General features: G+C 67.7%; 18 protein-coding genes. 1 reads left to right on the forward strand and 17 read right to left on the reverse strand.

Annotated features, from left to right (window positions below; genetic code table 11):
• Genes aroB through ACPCXD_RS06400 form a run of 4 tightly spaced genes read right to left on the reverse strand, consistent with a single transcriptional unit; the run spans position 1 to position 3,531 of the window.
• Positions 1-1,110 (reverse strand): 3-dehydroquinate synthase, encoded by a 1,110-nt coding sequence (gene aroB / locus ACPCXD_RS06385; protein ID WP_016691667.1) that lies wholly within the window; start codon positions 1,108-1,110, stop codon positions 1-3.
• The gene (locus tag ACPCXD_RS06390; RefSeq protein WP_088898493.1) at positions 1,107-1,673 is read right to left on the reverse strand and encodes a shikimate kinase; all 567 of its coding nucleotides are present in this window, start codon (positions 1,671-1,673) and stop codon (positions 1,107-1,109) included. The genes aroB and ACPCXD_RS06390 overlap by 4 nt, the downstream gene beginning before the upstream one ends.
• Before the next feature lie 4 nt (positions 1,674-1,677).
• Positions 1,678-2,865, reverse strand: a complete 1,188-nt coding sequence (aroC, locus tag ACPCXD_RS06395) for a chorismate synthase (RefSeq protein WP_026061033.1) — start codon at positions 2,863-2,865, stop codon at positions 1,678-1,680.
• A gap of 48 nt (positions 2,866-2,913) precedes the next feature.
• Positions 2,914-3,531: a prepilin peptidase gene (locus tag ACPCXD_RS06400; RefSeq protein ID WP_390889766.1), complete on the reverse strand. Its 618-nt coding sequence runs from the start codon at positions 3,529-3,531 to the stop codon at positions 2,914-2,916.
• Positions 3,532-3,695: 164 nt separating this feature from the next.
• Here ACPCXD_RS06400 and ACPCXD_RS06405 point away from each other — a divergent pair, with 164 nt between their 5' ends.
• On the forward strand, positions 3,696-4,076 hold the full coding sequence (locus ACPCXD_RS06405) for a DUF1622 domain-containing protein (RefSeq protein WP_088898491.1): 381 nt from the start codon (positions 3,696-3,698) through the stop codon (positions 4,074-4,076).
• Here ACPCXD_RS06405 and ACPCXD_RS06410 read toward each other — a convergent pair.
• From ACPCXD_RS06410 to ACPCXD_RS06470, 13 genes are all read right to left on the reverse strand, one after another.
• A complete protein-coding gene (locus tag ACPCXD_RS06410) occupies positions 4,069-5,316 on the reverse strand; it encodes an RNA polymerase sigma factor (protein ID WP_423658942.1) in 1,248 nt (415 codons plus the stop codon). The two genes, ACPCXD_RS06405 and ACPCXD_RS06410, sit on opposite strands and share 8 nt — an antisense overlap.
• Before the next feature lie 13 nt (positions 5,317-5,329).
• Positions 5,330-5,686, reverse strand: coding sequence for a YciI family protein (locus ACPCXD_RS06415; RefSeq protein ID WP_423658944.1), 357 nt, complete (start codon positions 5,684-5,686; stop codon positions 5,330-5,332).
• 106 nt (positions 5,687-5,792) lie between these two features.
• Positions 5,793-7,016, reverse strand: coding sequence for a glycoside hydrolase family protein (locus ACPCXD_RS06420; protein WP_423658945.1), 1,224 nt, complete (start codon positions 7,014-7,016; stop codon positions 5,793-5,795).
• 176 nt (positions 7,017-7,192) lie between these two features.
• Positions 7,193-7,336, reverse strand: coding sequence for a hypothetical protein (locus ACPCXD_RS06425; protein WP_157788852.1), 144 nt, complete (start codon positions 7,334-7,336; stop codon positions 7,193-7,195).
• Positions 7,337-7,391: 55 nt separating this feature from the next.
• A complete protein-coding gene (locus ACPCXD_RS06430) occupies positions 7,392-8,252 on the reverse strand; it encodes a hypothetical protein (RefSeq protein WP_423658947.1) in 861 nt (286 codons plus the stop codon).
• Entirely contained in the window at positions 8,249-9,685 is a 1,437-nt protein-coding gene (locus ACPCXD_RS06435; RefSeq protein WP_423658949.1) for a KamA family radical SAM protein, read from the reverse strand. Before ACPCXD_RS06435 ends, ACPCXD_RS06430 begins: the two co-directional genes overlap by 4 nt.
• Complete coding sequence (locus ACPCXD_RS06440; protein WP_423658951.1) at positions 9,682-11,070, reverse strand: flavin monoamine oxidase family protein; 1,389 nt, start codon at positions 11,068-11,070, stop codon at positions 9,682-9,684. Before ACPCXD_RS06440 ends, ACPCXD_RS06435 begins: the two co-directional genes overlap by 4 nt.
• Positions 11,067-11,288 (reverse strand): acyl carrier protein, encoded by a 222-nt coding sequence (locus ACPCXD_RS06445; protein WP_016691654.1) that lies wholly within the window; start codon positions 11,286-11,288, stop codon positions 11,067-11,069. The genes ACPCXD_RS06440 and ACPCXD_RS06445 overlap by 4 nt, the downstream gene beginning before the upstream one ends.
• On the reverse strand, positions 11,285-12,859 hold the full coding sequence (locus ACPCXD_RS06450) for an AMP-binding protein (RefSeq protein ID WP_423658953.1): 1,575 nt from the start codon (positions 12,857-12,859) through the stop codon (positions 11,285-11,287). Before ACPCXD_RS06450 ends, ACPCXD_RS06445 begins: the two co-directional genes overlap by 4 nt.
• A gap of 55 nt (positions 12,860-12,914) precedes the next feature.
• Positions 12,915-15,047, reverse strand: a complete 2,133-nt coding sequence (locus ACPCXD_RS06455; protein ID WP_423658955.1) for a hypothetical protein — start codon at positions 15,045-15,047, stop codon at positions 12,915-12,917.
• Entirely contained in the window at positions 15,038-16,435 is a 1,398-nt protein-coding gene (locus tag ACPCXD_RS06460; protein WP_423658957.1) for a lipopolysaccharide biosynthesis protein, read from the reverse strand. Before ACPCXD_RS06460 ends, ACPCXD_RS06455 begins: the two co-directional genes overlap by 10 nt.
• Positions 16,428-17,225 (reverse strand): polysaccharide deacetylase family protein, encoded by a 798-nt coding sequence (locus tag ACPCXD_RS06465; protein ID WP_016691652.1) that lies wholly within the window; start codon positions 17,223-17,225, stop codon positions 16,428-16,430. The genes ACPCXD_RS06460 and ACPCXD_RS06465 overlap by 8 nt, the downstream gene beginning before the upstream one ends.
• Positions 17,226-18,191 carry a glycosyltransferase family 2 protein gene (locus ACPCXD_RS06470; protein ID WP_423658959.1) on the reverse strand — a complete coding sequence of 322 codons (966 nt, stop codon included), beginning with the start codon at positions 18,189-18,191 and terminating at the stop codon, positions 17,226-17,228. It abuts the gene before it with no gap.
• Positions 18,192-18,217: the final 26 nt, after the last annotated feature.

Here is an 18,217-nt window from a genome sequence, read left to right on the forward strand (position 1 = left end):
TCAGAGCAGGACGGTTCCCGCGTCGGCCTTGCCCTGGCGCGCGACCTCGGAGTAGGCCGCCGCGAGCAGGGTCGGGTCAGGCCCTTCGAGCCTGCCGGGCTTCGCGAGCCCGTCGAGGACGACGAACCGGAGCATGCCGGCACGGTTCTTCTTGTCGGTCTGCATGCCCTTGAGCAGATCGCCGAAGGCGTCGGGATCGTAGGTGGTCGGCAGGCCGACGGATTCGAGGATCGCGCGGTGCCGGTCGGCGGTGGCGTCGTCGAGACGCCCGGCGAGCCGGCCCAACTCGGCGGCGAAGACCAGGCCCACCGACACGGCGGCGCCGTGACGCCAGCGGTACCGCTCGCGACGCTCGATGGCGTGGCCGAGCGTGTGACCGTAGTTGAGGATCTCGCGCAGGCTCGACTCCTTGAGGTCGGCCGCGACCACCTTCGCCTTGACCTCCACCGAGCGCCGGATGAGCTCGGGCAGCACCGTCCCGGCGGGATCGAGCGCGGCCTCGGGGTTCTCCTCGATCAGGTCGAGGATCACCGGATCGGCGATGAAGCCGGTCTTGATCACCTCGGCGAGGCCGGCCACGATCTCGTTGCGCGGCACCGTCTCGAGGGTCGCGAGGTCGACGAAGACCGCCGACGGCTCGTGGAACGACCCGACGAGGTTCTTGCCCGCCTCGGTGTTGATGCCGGTCTTGCCGCCCACGGCGGCGTCGACCATCGCCAGCAGCGTGGTGGGGATGTGGTAGACCCGCACACCACGCATCCACGTCGCGGCCACGAAGCCCGCGAGATCGGTGGCGGCACCGCCGCCGAGGCTGATGACGGCGTCCGAGCGGGTCAGGCCGATGCGGCCGAGCACCTCCCAGCAGAATCCGGCGACGGCGAGCTCCTTACCGTCCTCGGCGTCGGGGATCTCGATGCGGTGGGCGTCGATGCCGGTCTCGGCGAGAGCCTCCCGCACGGCCTCGGCCGTCGCGGTGAGCGTCGGCTGGTGGAAGATCGCGACGGTCCGCGTGCCGGACAGTTCTTCGACGACGTCGCCGAGCAGTCCCCGGCCGATGATCACCGGATAGGGCTGGGCGGTCTCGACGTCGATGCGTACCGGTTCGGTCACGGTGTGGGGCTCCGATCCTCGCTGATGGTCTGGCTGGTGGCGGCGTCCGCCGCTTCGAGTTTGGCGAGCACCTGCTGGACGACCCGCCCGGGGCTCCGGCCGTCGGTGCGCACCCGGATGGTCGCCGCCTGCCGGTACAGCGGGCGGCGGCGACGCATGAGGTCGCGGTACTTCTGGGCCGGATCACCGCCGGCCAGCAACGGCCTGGTTCCGGCGGCGCCGACCGCGCCGGTGCGACGCAGTCCTTCCGCCACGCTGATCTCGAGATAGACGACGGTGTGGCCGGCCAGTCGCGCGCGGGTGCGCTCCGAGAGGATCGCTCCCCCGCCCAGCGACACCACTCCGTCGTGGGTGTCGAGGGCCCGCGCGACGACCTCCTCCTCGATCTCCCGGAAGGCCGGTTCGCCGTCCTGGGAGAAGATCTCGGGGATGGTCCGGCCGGTCACACGCTCGATCTCGGCGTCGGTGTCGAGCAACAGCAGTTCGAGTGCGTTCGCGACCCGACGTCCGATCGTCGACTTGCCCGCTCCCGGCGGGCCGATGAGTACCAGGCGAGGCGACATGAGATCACCGCGGCGGCCGCGCCGCGATGCCCTTCAGGTAGTGGTCGATGTTGCTCACGGTCTCGGCGAGCGAGTCGCCGCCGAACTTCTCGAGGGCGGCCTGCGCGACGACGAGGGCGACCATCGCCTCGGCGACGACACCCGCTGCGGGCACCGCGCACACGTCGGAGCGCTGGTGGATCGCGACGGCCTCGTCGCCGGTGGTCATGTCGACCGTCGACAGCGCACGCGGGACGGTCGAGATCGGCTTCATCGCCGCCCGCACGCGCAGGGCCTCACCGTTGGTCATGCCGCCTTCGATGCCGCCGGCACGGTTGCTCGAACGGAGCACACCGTCGGGGCCGGGCTTCATCTCGTCGTGGGCGGCGCTGCCGCGTCGGCGCGCGGTCTCGAAGCCGTCGCCGACCTCGACACCCTTGATGGCCTGGATTCCCATGAGGGCCGCGGCCAGTCGCGCATCGAGGCGATCGGCACCGCTGACGAACGAACCGAGGCCCACGGGCAGACCGTGCACCACGACCTCGACGATCCCGCCGAGGGTGTCACCGTCGCGCTTCGCGGCCTCGATCTCGGCGATCATGGATTCCTCGGCGGCCTTGTCGTAGGCGCGCACGGGGCTCGCGTCGATCGCGGCGAGATCGTCGGCACCGGGTTCGGGGCCGACATAGGGATCGGATGCGCCGATGGAGATGACGTGCGAGACGACCTCGGCGCCGAACGCCTGGCGCAGGAAGTTCCGGGCGACGGTGCCGGCCGCCACGCGTGCTGCGGTCTCCCGGGCGCTGGCACGCTCGAGGACGGGACGCGCGTCGTCGAAGCCGTACTTGAGCATGCCCGCGAAGTCGGCGTGGCCGGGGCGGGGACGGGTCAGCGGCGCGTTGCGCGCCTGGCCTTCGAGCAGTTCGGCATCGACCGGGTCGGCGGCCATGATGGTCTCCCACTTGGGCCACTCGGTGTTGCCGATCTCGATCGCGATCGGGCCGCCCAGGGTGCGTCCGTGCCGGACGCCACCGATCACGGTGACCTTGTCGGCCTCGAACTTCATGCGTGCGCCGCGGCCGTAGCCCAGTCGCCGTCGCGCGAGTTGCTCCGAGATGTCGTTCGACGTCACCTCGACTCCGGCGACCATCCCCTCGAGCATCGCGACGAGGGCGGGACCATGGGATTCTCCAGCAGTTATCCAACGCAGCACACGTCCATCCTTCCATGTTCGTCCGCCACCTCGACATGCCGCCCCTGGTCAACCCGTCGAGATCGCCGCCAGTGCCGCGGCGGCGCACATCGACGGTCCGTGCGGAAGCACGCGCGGAGCGGCACGCGCTCCCCCGCGGCCGGCCTCCCGGAGCCGCAGAAACAGGGCCGCACCTGCGGTGAGGACGGATGGGAGCAGTGCACCGAGGAGCACCGCCGAGGGGCCGGCGAGTCCGGTGACGGCCCCGAGACCGAGGGCGAGTTTGACATCACCCGCACCCACCGACCGCGGCACCACGAGGTGGGTGATCAACAACGGTGCCGCGAGCAGAAGTGCACCGGCGAACGCCGCCCGGCCGTGCCCCGTCGCCGCGGCCACGCCAAGGATCGTGCCCGCTCCCCCGAGCGTCAGCACGTTCGGCAGACGCCGCACGAGCAGGTCCACGGCGCTCAGGCACACGCACCACCATCCGAACATCGCTGCTCCGACGACCGCGGCACCTGTGGTGATCGAGACCGCGACGAGTGCGGCTGCCGCGCATGCCGCCTCGCACAGACCCGGCGGTGGCCGACGACCGGCCATTCCTCCCGCCACCACGCGCACGATCGCTCCCACGCCCACACCGAGGACCACCGTCGCGAGCACACCCACCGTTTCCCCTGTCACGACCCGGAGCATCCCCCATCCGCACTCGCCGGCATGGTGTTCGCGCGGTGTCCGGCCCGGCCCTGTGGACAGGCACACCTCCTGTGGACAAAGCCGCACGGTGCGTCGATCGTCCTGCGAGGATTGCCGGAGTCTGTCGGTTCCGGTCGGAAGGTTCTGGTCGAATGGAGATTTCGTCGCTGCTCGAACACGTGGGCACGGCCATCGACGTCGTCGGAGTCGGCGTCATGGTGATCGGCGCGTTGGCGGCGACGTGGATCGCGGCGACCGCCCGGCGGGGCGGGCCGGGTTCGGAAATCTACGAGCCGTACCGGCGCAATCTCGGCCGGTCGATCCTGCTCGGCCTCGAATTCCTGGTCGCCGCCGACATCATCAAGACCGTCGCCGTCACGCCGACCTTCACATCGGTGGGTGTGCTGGCGGTCATCGTGCTCATCCGCACCTTCCTGAGCTGGTCGCTACAGCTGGAGATCGACGGCCGGTGGCCGTGGCAGCGTTCGGTTCCCGAGTCCGAAACGACGACCGGCACGACACCGGTTACCTGAGCGAGCCCCGGAGTTCGTCGCGCCGGCGCAGGAGATGGGCGCGTTCGATCGTGTTCTCCGTGCGCGCGGCGGCGGTGGCGTATGCCTCGCTCGCCTCGGTGATCCGGCCGAGGCGGGCGAGCAGGTCGGCTCGGACGGCGTGGAAGACGTGGTACGGCTCGAGGTCGAGGCGGTCGACGATCCCGAGAGCGACTGCGGGACCCTCCATTTCGGCGAGTGCGACGGCCCGGTGCAACGCGACGACCGGGGTGGGGTCCGCGGCCATCAGCAGGTCGTAGAGCGCGACGACCTGCACCCAATCGGTGTCCTCGAAGGTGGGCGCGTCCGCGTGCACTGCGGCGATCGCGGCCTGGATCTGGTAGGGCCCCGGCCTGTTCCAGCGCAGGGTGCGCCGCACGAGTGCCTGCCCTTCGTCGATCAGCGCGCGGTCCCACCGCGAGCGGTCCTGGTCTGCGAGCAGGACGAGTTCGCCGCCGGGTCCCGTCCGCGCCGGGCGCCGGGATTCACCGAGGAGCATCAGGGCAAGAAGTCCGGTGGTCTCGGGATCGCCGGGAACGAACCCGGCCAGCACACGCGCCAGCCGCACCGCCTCCGAACACAGGTCCGTGTCGGCGAGTTCGGGTCCGGCGCTCGCCGTGTGGCCCTCGGTGTACACGAGATAGAGCACGGACCGCACCGCGTCGAGGCGTTCGGGAAACTCGTCCGGAGACGGGATACGGAACGGGATGCGCGCGTCGCGGATCTTCCGCTTGGCGCGGGAGATCCGTTGCCCCATCGTCGTTTCGGGAACGAGAAAGGCCCGGGCGATCTGCGCGGTGGTGAGTCCGCCGAGCAGCCGCAAGGTCAGCGCGACTCGCGACGCAGGCGCGAGCGCCGGGTGACAACAGGTGAAGATCAGACGGAGGCGATCGTCGGGGATTTCGGGCGAGTCGACTGCCTCGGGGTCGAACGCGACGCCGGATGCCGGGTGGAGCAGGTCCGCCTCGGCGTGCTTGACCGAGCGTGCGGCCTCCCGCCTCGCCCTGTCGATCGCCCGGCGACGGGCGGTGGTGATGATCCATCCGGCCGGGCTCGGCGGGATCCCCTCCCCGGGCCACCGTTCGACGGCGGTCGAGAAGGCGTCCTGCACCGCGTCCTCGGCGACGTCGATGTCGCCGAGGACGCGGGTGAGCACGGCGACCGCCCGGCCGTACTCCTCACGGAAGACACGTCCGATGTCGGCGGCGGAGGACCCGGTCATCGAGGTGTGCACGTCATCCGGCGCAGGATCCGAACGCCAGGGGCCTCACCTCGATGGGCAGTGTGGTGGCGTCGGCGAGACCGCGCGCCCACTTCAGCGCCTCGTCCAGGTCGGGCACATCGATGACGTCGAAACCGCCGAGATGCTCCTTACCCTCGATGTACGGACCGTCGGTGGTCACCGTGCGCCCCTCGTCTGTGCGCACGACCGTCGCCGTGTCCGGTGGGTGCAGGCCGCCGGAGAACACCCAGATCCCGGCCTCCCGGATCTCGTTCTGCCACGCCTCGACCTTCTTCATGATCGGCTCGAGGAACTCCGGTGACGGCGGTTCGCCGTCGGGCTGGTAGATGCTCAGCAGGTACTGCGCCATGTCGGGGGTCCTTCCCCTCGGCGGCCGGCGGTTCCGGCCTCTCACCCTCTATACGAACGGTAGGGCGCCGATTCGACATCCAGTGGAGAAAGTTCCTGCTCATCACTCATCGCGACCAGCTCTTCGACGCGCCCGACCATGAACCGTCGAGCGGAAACCACCGGGTTTCGTAGGGTCCCCATTCGAGCCGCCGGCCGTCCACGAATGCGTCGACCCATTCGTCGGTGGTGTTGACGATCACCCGGGCACGGTCGGATTCGAGGCCCAGCAGCCCCTCGTCGAGTTCCATCTTCCGGCGCTGAGCATCCGGCGGGAAGGATGCCGCGAAGCGCTGGAGTTCGTCGAGGAAGGGCAGAGTCCGTCCCCCACCGGGGTCCCACGTGTTCGTCCACAGGCACTCGACGCATTCCGGTCCGTACTGTCGCGGATTCCAGTACAGGACCGTCTCGGCGCCGCTGCTCGCGAGTTCGATCATCGCGGCGACACGCAGCGCGATCCTGTGTTCCGGTGACCAGGACGGTTCCGACGGTTCCACATACCATTCGGTCCACCAGACGGGCACGGTGACCATCGTGCGGAGCCAGGTCGTGACCGCGGCAAACTTTCCGACTGCGGTGAATTCGTCCGGAGCGCCCTGCGTGATGCTCGCGTGGCCGTCGACCGCGACGAAGTCGGCACCCTTCCTGCTCAGGTTCCAGTAGACGAAGGCGTCGATCGATCGTTGGTCCACGGCTCCCCAGGGACCCTGCAGGTACTCGGAGGTGCCGGGTGAACCCGGAGGTCGGCTCGCGAACTCGATGTACGGGCCGCCGACCTGCTTGGCCGGATCCACCGACTTCACCGCGTCGTAGACGAGGTTGTAGAGATCGGTGTAGCTTCGCGCATCCCAGCGGCCGAGTTCGTCGTCGAAGAAGCCCTTGAACTCGTTCCACACCACGAAGTGGCGCACGTAGGGATAGCGTTCGGCGACGGTGGCACTCAGTGCGGCGAAATCAGCGAAGTGCTCGGGAAGCGGTGCGTCCTCCAACCGGTCCCAGTCGGTCTCCCCGTCTGCTCCACCCTTCATCCAGTCCGGGGCACAGCACAGGACGATCACCGGGAGGCCGCCGCTGCGGCGGATGAACTCCATCCGGCGGTCCAGGCTGCGGAAGTCGTACCGGCCGGGCGAAGGTTCGGGATTGTCCACTCCCCATCCCATGATGGCCTGCGCCTGTACCATCGGCTCTGCCTCGACTGCCTCCCCGACGGCTGCCACCGCTGCGGGATCACCGTCGTCGGCACTGAACTGGGTGTGCGTGAATCCCCACCCGGGCCAGCGTGTATCGCTCATTTCGCCGGCGGAGGGCAGTCCCGGCCTGCATTGACACAAAGCGAGGACCAGCGCCGTCACGGCCACGACGACGGGCAACCCCAGGGTGGTCCACCGGCGGGTCCCACGCAGGGGTGATCCCTGCGTCCGCATGGGGTTCGTCACGGCCCCGTGTCCCCTGTGACGGCCATGCCGTGTCACTCGGAGTTCGCCAGTGGTTTCTGGGGGATACGTGCCCGGAGCACGAGGAACAGCCCCGTGTTCACCACCACGAGCACCAGAAATACCACTGCGACCGCCGCGACGAGGAGTACGGCCGCATCGATCATCGTGTCCACCATGTCGATCCACTTCCTTCCGGCCACGGCTCCGGTCGACCGGTCACCGGGTCTCGCGTCACCAGGGCACACATACGAGTTCGCTGTACAGATCGTCGATCGCTCCGGCAGTGAGGTCTTCGCTGCGGTACATCTTCGGCCAGTTGTTCAGCGGGAACGACAGAGCGGGCCGAGGGCCGGCAGTCCGCACTTCGACCAGCGTCGCCAGAAGTCCGTGCCGCACCAGCAGATGCCGGGACAGCGGTCGCAGGGCGCGCCGGAACAGGCCGGGGTCCCCGACGTGAAGGACGATCGCGAACACCGGCAGTCCCCGATACCGGAACGTCCGGTACATCACGTAACAGGATCTCCTCCCCCGGATCAGCACGAGGTGCTTCGCGGCGAGTGCCCCGGCGTGATCGTGGTAGAGCTCCAGTTCCGCACCGGAAAGCGTCCGTTCGATGACCTCCGGATCGGCACTGATCCGCGTCCGGCCGGGAAGGCTCGGCCACGGAAGATTGGGGACAAGGGCCGCCGATGTGTCGAGGTGGCGGAACTTGTGCCAGGCAAGGATCTCCTGCGGTCCGTCGTCAGGAGACAACACCGTGAAGTTGTAACCCTCCTGCGCCAGCAATGCCCTGAGCAACGACAGGCTTCCGGAGCGGTACTCGGGAAGCACGCACCACGAACTCATGTTGCAGAACCGCTCCGTCCGCCCCGCCACTGTCCGTTCCGAATACAGGGCCAACAGTGTGCCGACGACGGATCCGCCGTCCCGGAGCATGAAACCGAAGTTCGGTGCCTCCACCTTCCACGGCACCGCCGCGATCGCCCGTTCCCAGGGCACTCGGGGATTGTGGTTGACGCGCAGGAACTCCGCTACGTCGGCGACGTCGGCATCGGTGATCGGGACAGGTGCCACCCGCGATCGGCCGCTCATGATCCCTCCTCGTGCACAGTCGACGACGCTGCGCCGCGGGATGCGCATGTCTTGCGCCACCATGCCTGACCCGACGGGGGGAGACTGCCGATCGGGTCGTAATAGGGATAGACCCGGCTGAGGGCATCGGGGTCCGATCCGTCGAGTCCGGTACGGTAGTTCTTGCTCCAGTGCGAGATCCCTCGGATCCGGTCGTAGTAGACCACCTGATCGACCCACCGTTTCCCGACGTAAGGCACGTCGCACACGATGCGCGGGGTTGCGAATCCGGGAAGGTATCCCATGATTTCCAGTTGCAGCTGCTGGGCCTCCCACAGTGCCGTCCGCCAGTGTTCGGCGTGTGGGATCATGTCGCACATGTAGAAGTAGTACGGCAGGATGTTCGCCTCCCCCTGCAAGGCGAAGCACAGGTCGAGCAGGTCTACTGCGGTGGCGTTCACCCCACGTAGCAGCACCCCCTGGTTCCGTACGTCACGCAACCCGACGTCGAGCAGCGCGCGGGTCGCCTCCGCGACCAGCGGTGTCACCGACTGCACATGGTTGATGTGGGTGTGCAGTGCGAGGTTGACCCCGCGGGCCGCGGCGAGGCGGGCCACGCGTTCGACTCCCTCGACGACCTTGGGCTGCAACCAGTGTTGCGGCAGCGCGGCCAGAGCCTTCGACGCCAACCGGATGTCGCGGATGGTATCGATCTCGAGCAACTGCAGGAGGAACGATTCCAGTCTCGGCCACGGCAGGTTGGCCACGTCGCCGCCGGAGACCACGACGTCTCGTACGGTCGGGGTGGCGCGCAAGTAATCCAGCATCCGCTCCTGCCGATCGACCGGATGCAGGGTCAGCTTGCTCTTGCCGACCGTAGGCGTGGAATTGCCGACCAGATCCATGCGCGTGCAGTGCCCACAGTACTGCGGGCAGGTCGACAGCAGCTCAGCGAGAACCTTGGTCGGGTACCGGTGTGTCAGTCCCTCGACTACCCACATGTCACTCTCGTGCAGCGAGTCGCGTTCGGCGTACGGATGGGAACTCCAGTCCGATTCGCGGTCGCTGAGCACCGGCAGCATGTAGCGGCGGATGGGATCGGCGTAGAACGCGTCGGTGAACTCACGCGATCCCCGGACATGGTGCGGTGCCATGGTGTTGAGCATCTGTGGAGGCAACAGCATCGACATGGTCGCTCGTTGCTGCTGGTCCGCATACAGGTCGTCGTAGAACCGCTCGTCGAGCAGGTCTCCCGCCACCGCGCGCAACTGGGCGATGTTCTTGACCGAGTGCGCACGCTGCCATTGCGGATCGCGCCACTCGGCTTCGGTGACCGCTGCCCAGCCCGGATAGCGCCGCCAATCGGGTTCGGACAGCCTCCGTCGGACGTAGGTGTAGGGCTGATGGGCGACGGCTGTGAAACCTGTCTGTTCGGTGTCGAGGTAGGTGGTCATCGCGACAGGACCTTTCGTGACGGGATCGCCGATTCGGCGCCGTGGATCAGTTCGGTCGCGACCCGCCGGCCGGACCTGATGGCTCCTTCCATCAACCCGAAGAATTCGAGACTGGTTTCGGTGCCGGCCCAATGGACCCGACCGTGCGGTTCGGTCAGTGTCGGTCCCAGCTGCAGCCAGTCCCCCGGACCGAACAGCGCTGCGTAGCAGCCTCTGCTGTACTTCTCGCGGAGCCAGTCGGTCACCGCGAAGTGCGTCGGCGGCGGCAACTGTGGGAAGAGGCGGTGGGTGTGGGCCAGTGCCGCTTCCTTCTGCCGGTCGCCGGGCAGGGCCGAGTAAGCGATCGCCTCCGCTCCGGTCACGAACCCGGTGAGCACACCGGCGGATCCGTCCGGTGGAGAATCGTCGACGGTCGAGAGCAAGGGTCCGTCCGTACTCACCGACCACCCGGACAGGCCGCTCTCGCGCCACACCGGATCCGGATAACCGAGATGCACCTTGACCGCGCAACCGCGCCCGGTGGCCGCGGTGGCCCGCGGGGTACGCAGACCGGGCAGGAAGTCGATCCGTTCGGCCAGCAGTGGCGGTACGGCGACGACGACCCGGTCGGCTCGGTATTCGGACGACCGGCCGTCCTCATCGGCGACGCACCGCACCAGGACCCCGTCATCGCCCTGCTCGATCGCCGAGACAGGGCTGCTCAGCCGTATCCGGTCGCCCAGCCGGTCGCCGAGCGCCTCGCACAACAGGTGTGCGCCGCCGTCGATCCGCCATTGCTGAGCACCGCCCTCGAACGCGTTGAGGTAGCGAATTCCCCCACCGGATCGCAGATAGAACGCCATGTGCAGGACGGAGATCGCAGCGGGATCGGCGGCCATCATCTCGCCGAGGAACAACGGGAAGAAGGTCCGTGCGTCGGGATGAGTCACCTCGTCGGCGAGCCAGCGGGCGGCCGTGACCCGATCGAGGCGTTCCGCCTGCGGGCTCGACCACGGCGCATCCGGTCGCACCGACGCGACGAGGTCCTCGAGCCGGTCGAACAGGTCGCCGAGTGCGACCGCGTCCAGTGGGGGCACTCGGCTGGCGGTGGTCGTCCGCCGATCCGACACCAGGAACGTGCTGTCCCCCACCATGCCGGTGGAGGCCAGGTGCAGTCCGTACTCCTCCACCTGCTCGAGCAGCGCGGTGTGTCGCACTCCCAGATAAGCGGCGCCCCCGTCGGCGACTGCGGTTGCGGTCGCAGAGATGCCGTGCATCCGCCCACCCACACGATCGCGAGCCTCGAGGACGGTGACCTCCGCCCCGGCCGCCACCAATTCGACAGCGGCGGTCAGCCCGGCCAGTCCGGCACCGACGATGACGACGCGCATCGTGTCCCCTCTCATGACGCCACCGCCGCGATCCGGACGAACAGCCCTGCCGGAGAAGGATCATCGGCGAATTCGTCGTACGACAGTTCCGTGCCACAGTCCCGGGCGATCGCGCTCAGTACCCGGGTGGCGAGCAGTGAATCGCCGCCGAGGTCGAAGAAGTCCGAGTGCTCGTCCACAGCGTTCGTGTCGAGGACCCTGCGGAAGATGCGGACAATGTAGTCGGTGGTCATCGTTCTGCTCCTTTGCTGGCACTGTCGGGTACGGCACGCCGCGTTGCCTCCCGATCGATTTTTCCGCTGGACGTGTATGCCAGCGCGGCAACGAATTTCACTCGTGACGGAACAAATTGACTGGGAAGGTGCTCTCGCAGATAATGTTTCAGTTCGGCCTGTGACGTCTCACCCGTCCGCACCACGTAGGCGGTCAGCGATGTCCGGCCGAGCAGGCGCTCCCCCACCACCACGGCACCCGCCACCGCAGGATGTGCGGTCAGCCGGGCTTCGACCTCGGCAGGATGTACGCGGACACCGAGGACCTTCACCTGTTCGTCGGCACGGCCGCGTGCGTACAGCAACCCGTCGGCGCCGCGGGTCACCAGATCGCCGGTGTGAAACCACCGGGTCGGCCCGGAACCGTGGTCGGCGACCGGGAAGGCAGCCGCAGTGAGCTCCGGCAACCCGCCGTAGCCGGTGGCGAGCGACGGTCCCGAGACGAGTAGTTCCCCCTCCTCGGTGACGTGATCGCGCAGGTGGGGCAACGGTCGCCCGATCGGCGCGTCGGCGTCGGGGTCGGTGACCACCGCTTCGGTGCCGGGACCGTTCAGCTGCACCGCATGGGTGATCATCGTCGTCTCGGTGCACCCGTAGGTGTTGAGCAGCCGGACGTGACCGAGGTCGAGATCACGCCATTGCCGCAGGCGTGTGGGGTCGATCCGCTCGCCGCCGATCACCACGAGCCGGACGCTGTCCGGAAGTCCGGCCTGTTCCTCGTACAGGTGGAGCACGAGTTCGTGCCAGAAGGCCGTCGGCAGGTCGAGCACGGTGATCCGTCGATCCTCGAGCATACGCAGGAACGGCGGGAAGGTTCCCGCATGTGCGGCCTTGTCGAAGACCAGGGTCGCGCCGGCGGTCAATGCCGGCAGGATTTCCTCCAGACAGGTGTCCCAGCCGAGAGACGCGAATTGGAGCACCCGGTCGTCCGGGGTGATCGCGAAGAGTTCGCGTAGAGCACGCACGGTGGTGGTCAGTGCCCGCCGTGAGACCACCACCGGTTTGGGCGTTCCCGTCGACCCCGAGGTGCACAGTACGTAAGCGGGGTCGTCGCCCCGACTCGACGGCGAGTACGGCTCGACGTCGACCTCCACCGGGTCCCCGTCGATCGTGTGGATCCCGAGGGTTGTCGCTTCGTGCAGTTCCCGGCTCGCCGCGAACAGGCGATCCACCCCGAGTGCGGCGGCGAGAGACTGCTTGCGGGCGACCGGAAGCGCGATGTCGATCGGGCAGTAGGTGGCTCCGGCGTACAGGACACCGAGCAGGTGTTCCACCACGGCGGGTGTATGCGAGACCAGAATACCGACGGGCGGCGACGAGAGGCCGGATCCGAATCCACGCGCCCGGTAACGCGATGCGGTGACGCGTACGCGTTCCGCGAGGTCTCGGTAGGTGACGACCGCACCGTTGTCCTCGACGGCGGCGTTCTCCGCGTGGACCCGGACGACGTCGTCGAAGTCCGCGATCACGTCGCCGAGGACGCCGGTGTCGGCGAGCCTTCTCGACGGTTCGGGAAAGGTTGTGTGAGTCATGGTTCAGCCGTTCGGTAGGAGTTGATCGGCAGTCGGTTCCGGCTCGCGGGTTCGTTCAGGACGTCAACAACACGAAACGCTCGAGGACGACGACCACGAATCCGATCAGGAGCGGGATCGAAGCGAAGGTGAGTGCACGCAGTCGCCGGTGCTCGGAGGACGGCAGACGGATCCGCCACACCTCACGTGTGCCGAGCACGCCGAGCAGCAGAACCAGGAACCCCACGCCGACGGGGGTCCACGGTGTCCGCCACACCTGAAGTCCGGTCGGTGGTGGTACGAGTGGTTCGGGCGTCGACCCGAGCGGTTGATCGAGGGCGTAGACGGTGGCGTCCGGATTCTCGACGATCACTCGGACTCCGGGGGTGGAGGCGAGCGTGCTGCGGAACTCGTCGTTCCAGCCCACGGGATATCCCTGACCGAACATGACGAACGCCTCCTGACTTCGGGTGGTGACCAGATATCCCCCGGGTCCCTGGTCCCGCAGAGCCTGTAGCACCTCGGTCACATCGGTCGGATCGAGTGGTGCCATCGTGTTCGTCCACTGCACTCGTTCCACATCTCGGTACCCGAGGGGCATGAAGGGGGTGGAATTGAGGTCCGGGACGGCGGTGACGTAGAGAAATTTCACCTTGTGGGAGGTCTGTTCGTAGATCGTCCCGATCGCGTCGACAGCACCTGCCGGAATCCGTTCGAACGCCTCGTTGCCGTAGCGGGTGACGAAAAAGGTGAGCAGCATCCCCAACGCGCAGACGCCTGCGGCGCAGCGGGCCAGGACGGAGGGACGGGCTTCGGGCCGGGGGAACAATGCAAGAGCGACGAGCGCGCTGGCAGGAGCGAGTGCGAACAAGTATATGCGCAAAGCCATCTCGCCGCCGTAGCTCTGCATGAAAGCCAGGCCGATCGGTGCCGCGAGAAGCACGAGCAACACACGGTCCTCGATACCGTGCCGTCGTCGGCGGAGCAATCCGACACCCGCGGCGAGGAAGACCGTCAGCGTGGTGAGCACTCGTGCGCGCACGACCAGCTGGTGTGCGGCATCCCCGAGACTGGCCCGGTCGGCGATGTTCGAGGAGACGGTACCTCCCACATCCCCGACACCGCTCACGACGTCGTTGAGATTGCCCGCCCAGTATTCCTGGGTCATGTAGCTGATCCAGGCAAGGACGACGACCCCGAGCAACACCGGCAGACCGATGAGCGTGCACCGACGTGCGACGACCAGCCCCGCTGTGGCGACGATCATGGCGAAGGGGGTCAGCTGATGACTGACGGTGGCAGTGGCGAACAGGCCCACGACGACGGCGAGCACGACGACCCGTTCCGACGATCCGGTGGCCCGAGCCGGCAGCTCGCCCCGTTCTGCCCCTCCCCAGGCCCATCGCCAGAGTCGGCGCACAGCACGTGCAGGTCCGGGGAGGTCCCTCGCCGCGTCCTCGGGAACGCGGAACCACTTGACGAGGAAAGCGACCAGAAGCAGGTAGAGCAGCAGCGCAAACCCCTGAGGAGCGAAATAGTCCTGCCCGATCCAGTTGAGGAGACAGAAGAACATCGCTGCCAGCCACTTCGCCTGCCAGGACATCTTCAGGCAGCTCATCAACAGTCCGAGGGCCACCAGGTAGAGGAGGTTGTGCACGATCGGTGCCAGCATCATCACGGGGTAGAGCGCCCCGAGATCGCCGGAACCGACCCAGAATGCCGCGAGGCCGAAGAAGCCGGGCCAGGACCACCGGGCGTCGAGCCCGGCCGCTGTGGTGCCGGTGCGATCGACGAATTCGACGAAGCCGGCATGGACCCAGCTGATTGCGAACCGCGGCTCGGACTCGAGCAGCACGGTGATGCCGTGCAACATGAGAACGAGCAGCAGCAGCTGGACACAGAGGAGCCAGACACAGGCCTGCCGCAGAGACAGGGAACCGATGTATACGACGACCAGGAGCGCCATTCCGCACAGGGTCGTCACCGGCAGGACCGAGATCAGCCCCGAGCCTGTCATGGCATTCAGATCGACCGCAGGCATCTCGACGAGATACAGCACGACCGCCCCCGCCGTGAGGAGACAGAGCACCCCCACGAGCACACGCCGGTGACCGGCACGCAAGGAGGTGGGTCGCTCTCCACCCTCGGCGCGCCGGAGTCCGGCGGTCGTCGGGACGGATCTGTCCGTGTCGGTGTAGATCAAGGACATGCGTTCTCCTCGTCGGCGGGGATCGACGAGGAGTGCCGCCACCAACCGAGGAGCCTCCCGAGTTCCGGAAGCACTGCCAACATCGCGACGAGCTGGCCGAGCAGGACCGCCGCTCCCACCGCCGTGAGCCTGGGATCGCCGAAGCGCAGGAACACCTGGTTGTAGTGCAGCAGAAGGACGACCAGGCCCAATACCGCTGTGGCCCGAAGCGTCTGCACCGCGATGATCCGCCGGCGCTCGGTCCGTGCCCGCAGAGTTCCGAGGTAGATGTCCACCACTGCACTGGGCAGGCTCGCGAAGGCCAGCAACTGCAGCAGCGGCACGGCGTCGAGGTACCCGGCTCCGAGGAGACCGAGGGCGTAGGGAGCGGCAAGGCCAATCCCTACGACTCCGACCATCAGCAGGCACAGGGCGCGGGTCAAAGCGGAGCGGCAGTAGTCGGCAAGGCGCGCCGGATCGCACACTCCTTCTACGGCGACGGGCACGGCCATGTTGACGGCGACGAGATTCATCATGGTTGCGACGGACCAGGCGATGAAGAAGTACGCATAGGTGTGCGGTTGCACCCGAACCGCCACCAGGATCGGTACGAGGAACATGGTTCCGTACAGGAACAGCGCACCGAGATAGTCGGCCGCGAAGAATCGTCCCACCTGCGCGGCTGTCAACTGCGAGGCGGAGGGGGCGGTGCGTACATGACGTGGGAGAAGCCTGCCGAAGATCAGCAGGTTCACCGGGAACATCACGACGATCATCGGCACGATCCAGGAGAAGAACACTCCCGACCGGGGCAGCGTCTCCGCCAGCACCACCAGCAGGACCAGCTTGGACACGGCGAACACCGCGTTCCATACCGGAACCCATACGGCGACCCGCAACCCGGTCAGCACGCTGTCCTGCACCGTGATCACACTCGCCGCCACCGCCGCGGCGACGAACCAGATCCGGGTTCCCGGCTCCCGGAGGATGTCGTAGGCGGGCCCTCCCATCATGTGGAGAGCGAAGAGCAGACCCACGGCGAGGACGGCCACGACGGCGGAGGTGACGACGTAGACGCCTACGACGACGGTAGTGGTGCGTCGCCCGGCTTCGGGGATGAAACGGTTCAGCGTGCCCGCGAAGTTCACCGACACCAACCCCGTCAGCAGCATCAGCGCCGAGATGGCCGCCGATCCCCGACCGACGTCGGTGTCGTCGTAGTAGTGCGCCGCGAGAACCCAGTAGGCCAGGCCCAGGACGCCCGAGATCCCGGTGTTGAGCACGAGGGCATAGGCGTTCTGCAGGAAGCGAGGACTGTTCCGGTCGTGTCCCCGCCGGCCCCGGGTGGACCCGGGACCGGGTGTGCAGTCCTCGCCGGCCGCTCGGGTCGCGATCGCACGCTCATACATGCCCCAGTACCCGCTTTCCGGCCCGCCGGGAGCCTCGGACAGCCGCCCACCCCGCCGTCAACAGACGATCCCGGCGGAAGATCGGCTTGTCGCCCCCGGCCATGATCGAGGCGAAGGTGACCGGTCCGGTGCTGCGCCGGATGGTGAGCCGCGGCAGCGCGAAGAGATCGTCGGACGTGCTCGCCCGCACGTTCTTCACCGATGCCGCACAGAGATAGCCCGCCTCCCGGACGGCTCGTCGCACCCGTGGGGTCGAGTAACCGAAGGGATATGCAAGAGAACGGACCGGGGCCCCGAGACAGTCCTCGAGGAGTTGCCGTCCGACCCGCAGTTCGGTGCGCAGCGCCGCATCGGTGAGCTGGTCGAGTTCCGGGTGGCTGTGGCTGTGCGCCCCGATCTCGATACCCCCTGCCGCGAGTTCACGGATCTGCGCCCAGGTCAACATCCGATCGAGCGGCGAGCCGGCGGCATCCGTGCCGGCGTCGGCGACCCAGCCGGTCGTGACGAAGACGGTTGCCGGGACACCGTGCCGGCGCAGGATCGGCCAGGCGGACTGCGCGAAGTCGGCGTAGCCGTCGTCGAAGGTGAGAACCACAGGCCGTTCGGGCAGTGTCGCTCCGGTGGAGAGAGCCTCTGCGAGATCCGAGAAGGTCAGGGCGGTGTAGTCCTGATCCACGAGATAGGACACCTGCTCGTCGAGCGTCCGCGGGGTGACGGACAACCGTCGTGTCGAGGCCGGCGGATCGTCCGCGACGGCGTGGTACATGAGGATCGGAATCGTCTCGGACATCTACGCCTCCACCATCCGGGGCCGCCGACGCAGGGGAGCACCCCCGCGCGCATATCCTGCTGCGGCGGAAAACAATCCGACAGAAATGGCACCGGAGCGCTCGATGCCGCCGCGGTCGCCCCGCAGTGCCTGACCGACACCCCGCGCGATGCCGCGGGTGAGGGTGCGGGTGGTGTACTTCCGCTCGACCGAGAGTCCGTCCGAGACACCGACACTACGTGTGACGGCCGCCTTCGACAGTCCTTCGGCGAAGCACCGGGACCGGAAGTACGAGAAGGTCTCCCGTGCCGCGGGAACGCGATGCCAGATCACCGACCGGGGCTCGAACACGAATCTCCACTCGGGACGATGTTGTGCCACTCGGACGCAGAACTCGGTCTCCTCGCACCCGAGAGGGCGACGCTGCGCCGAGGTCCGGCCGATGTGACTCGGGAAACCGCCCGCCACGGTGAAGACCTCGCGACGGAAGGATGCATTGCCGCCGAGCAGATTCCGCACCGGTCCGGGCTCCCGACCGGTGAAGGTACATCCGAGCACCCAGTCGAACTCCTCCGGGAACCATCGGGGCCGCGCCGATTCCCAGAGAGGGAGCGTCGTGCCCCCGACTCCCGCGATGTTCTCGTCGGTGTAGGCGTCCCGGAAGTGGCGGAGCCAGTCCGGGTGGGCCACTGCATCGTCGTCCAGGAATGCGATCACGTTGCCGGACGTGACTTCGACGCCCGTGTCCTTGCCGCCGGACAATCCGCGTTGCTTCCGGTTCTCCACGACGGTCACGTGGGGCAACGCGGCACCCAACTTCTCGTGCAGCTCGGGATTGTGGTCGACAACGACGACGATCTCGGCCGCCGGCACCGTCTGGTTGCTCACCGAGTTCACGGCGGCGAGAACGTCGTTCCAGCGGTCGAATGTATAGGCGCAGATCACCACACTCAGGGTGAGAGGACGCCCGGGGGTTGCCGCGGTCATGCAGCACCTGCCTTCGTAGTGGTAGG

Origin of the sequence: Rhodococcus sp. AB351, assembly GCF_049538275.1 — a bacterium.
In the GTDB taxonomy this organism is placed as follows: Bacteria; Actinomycetota; Actinomycetes; order Mycobacteriales; family Mycobacteriaceae; genus Rhodococcus.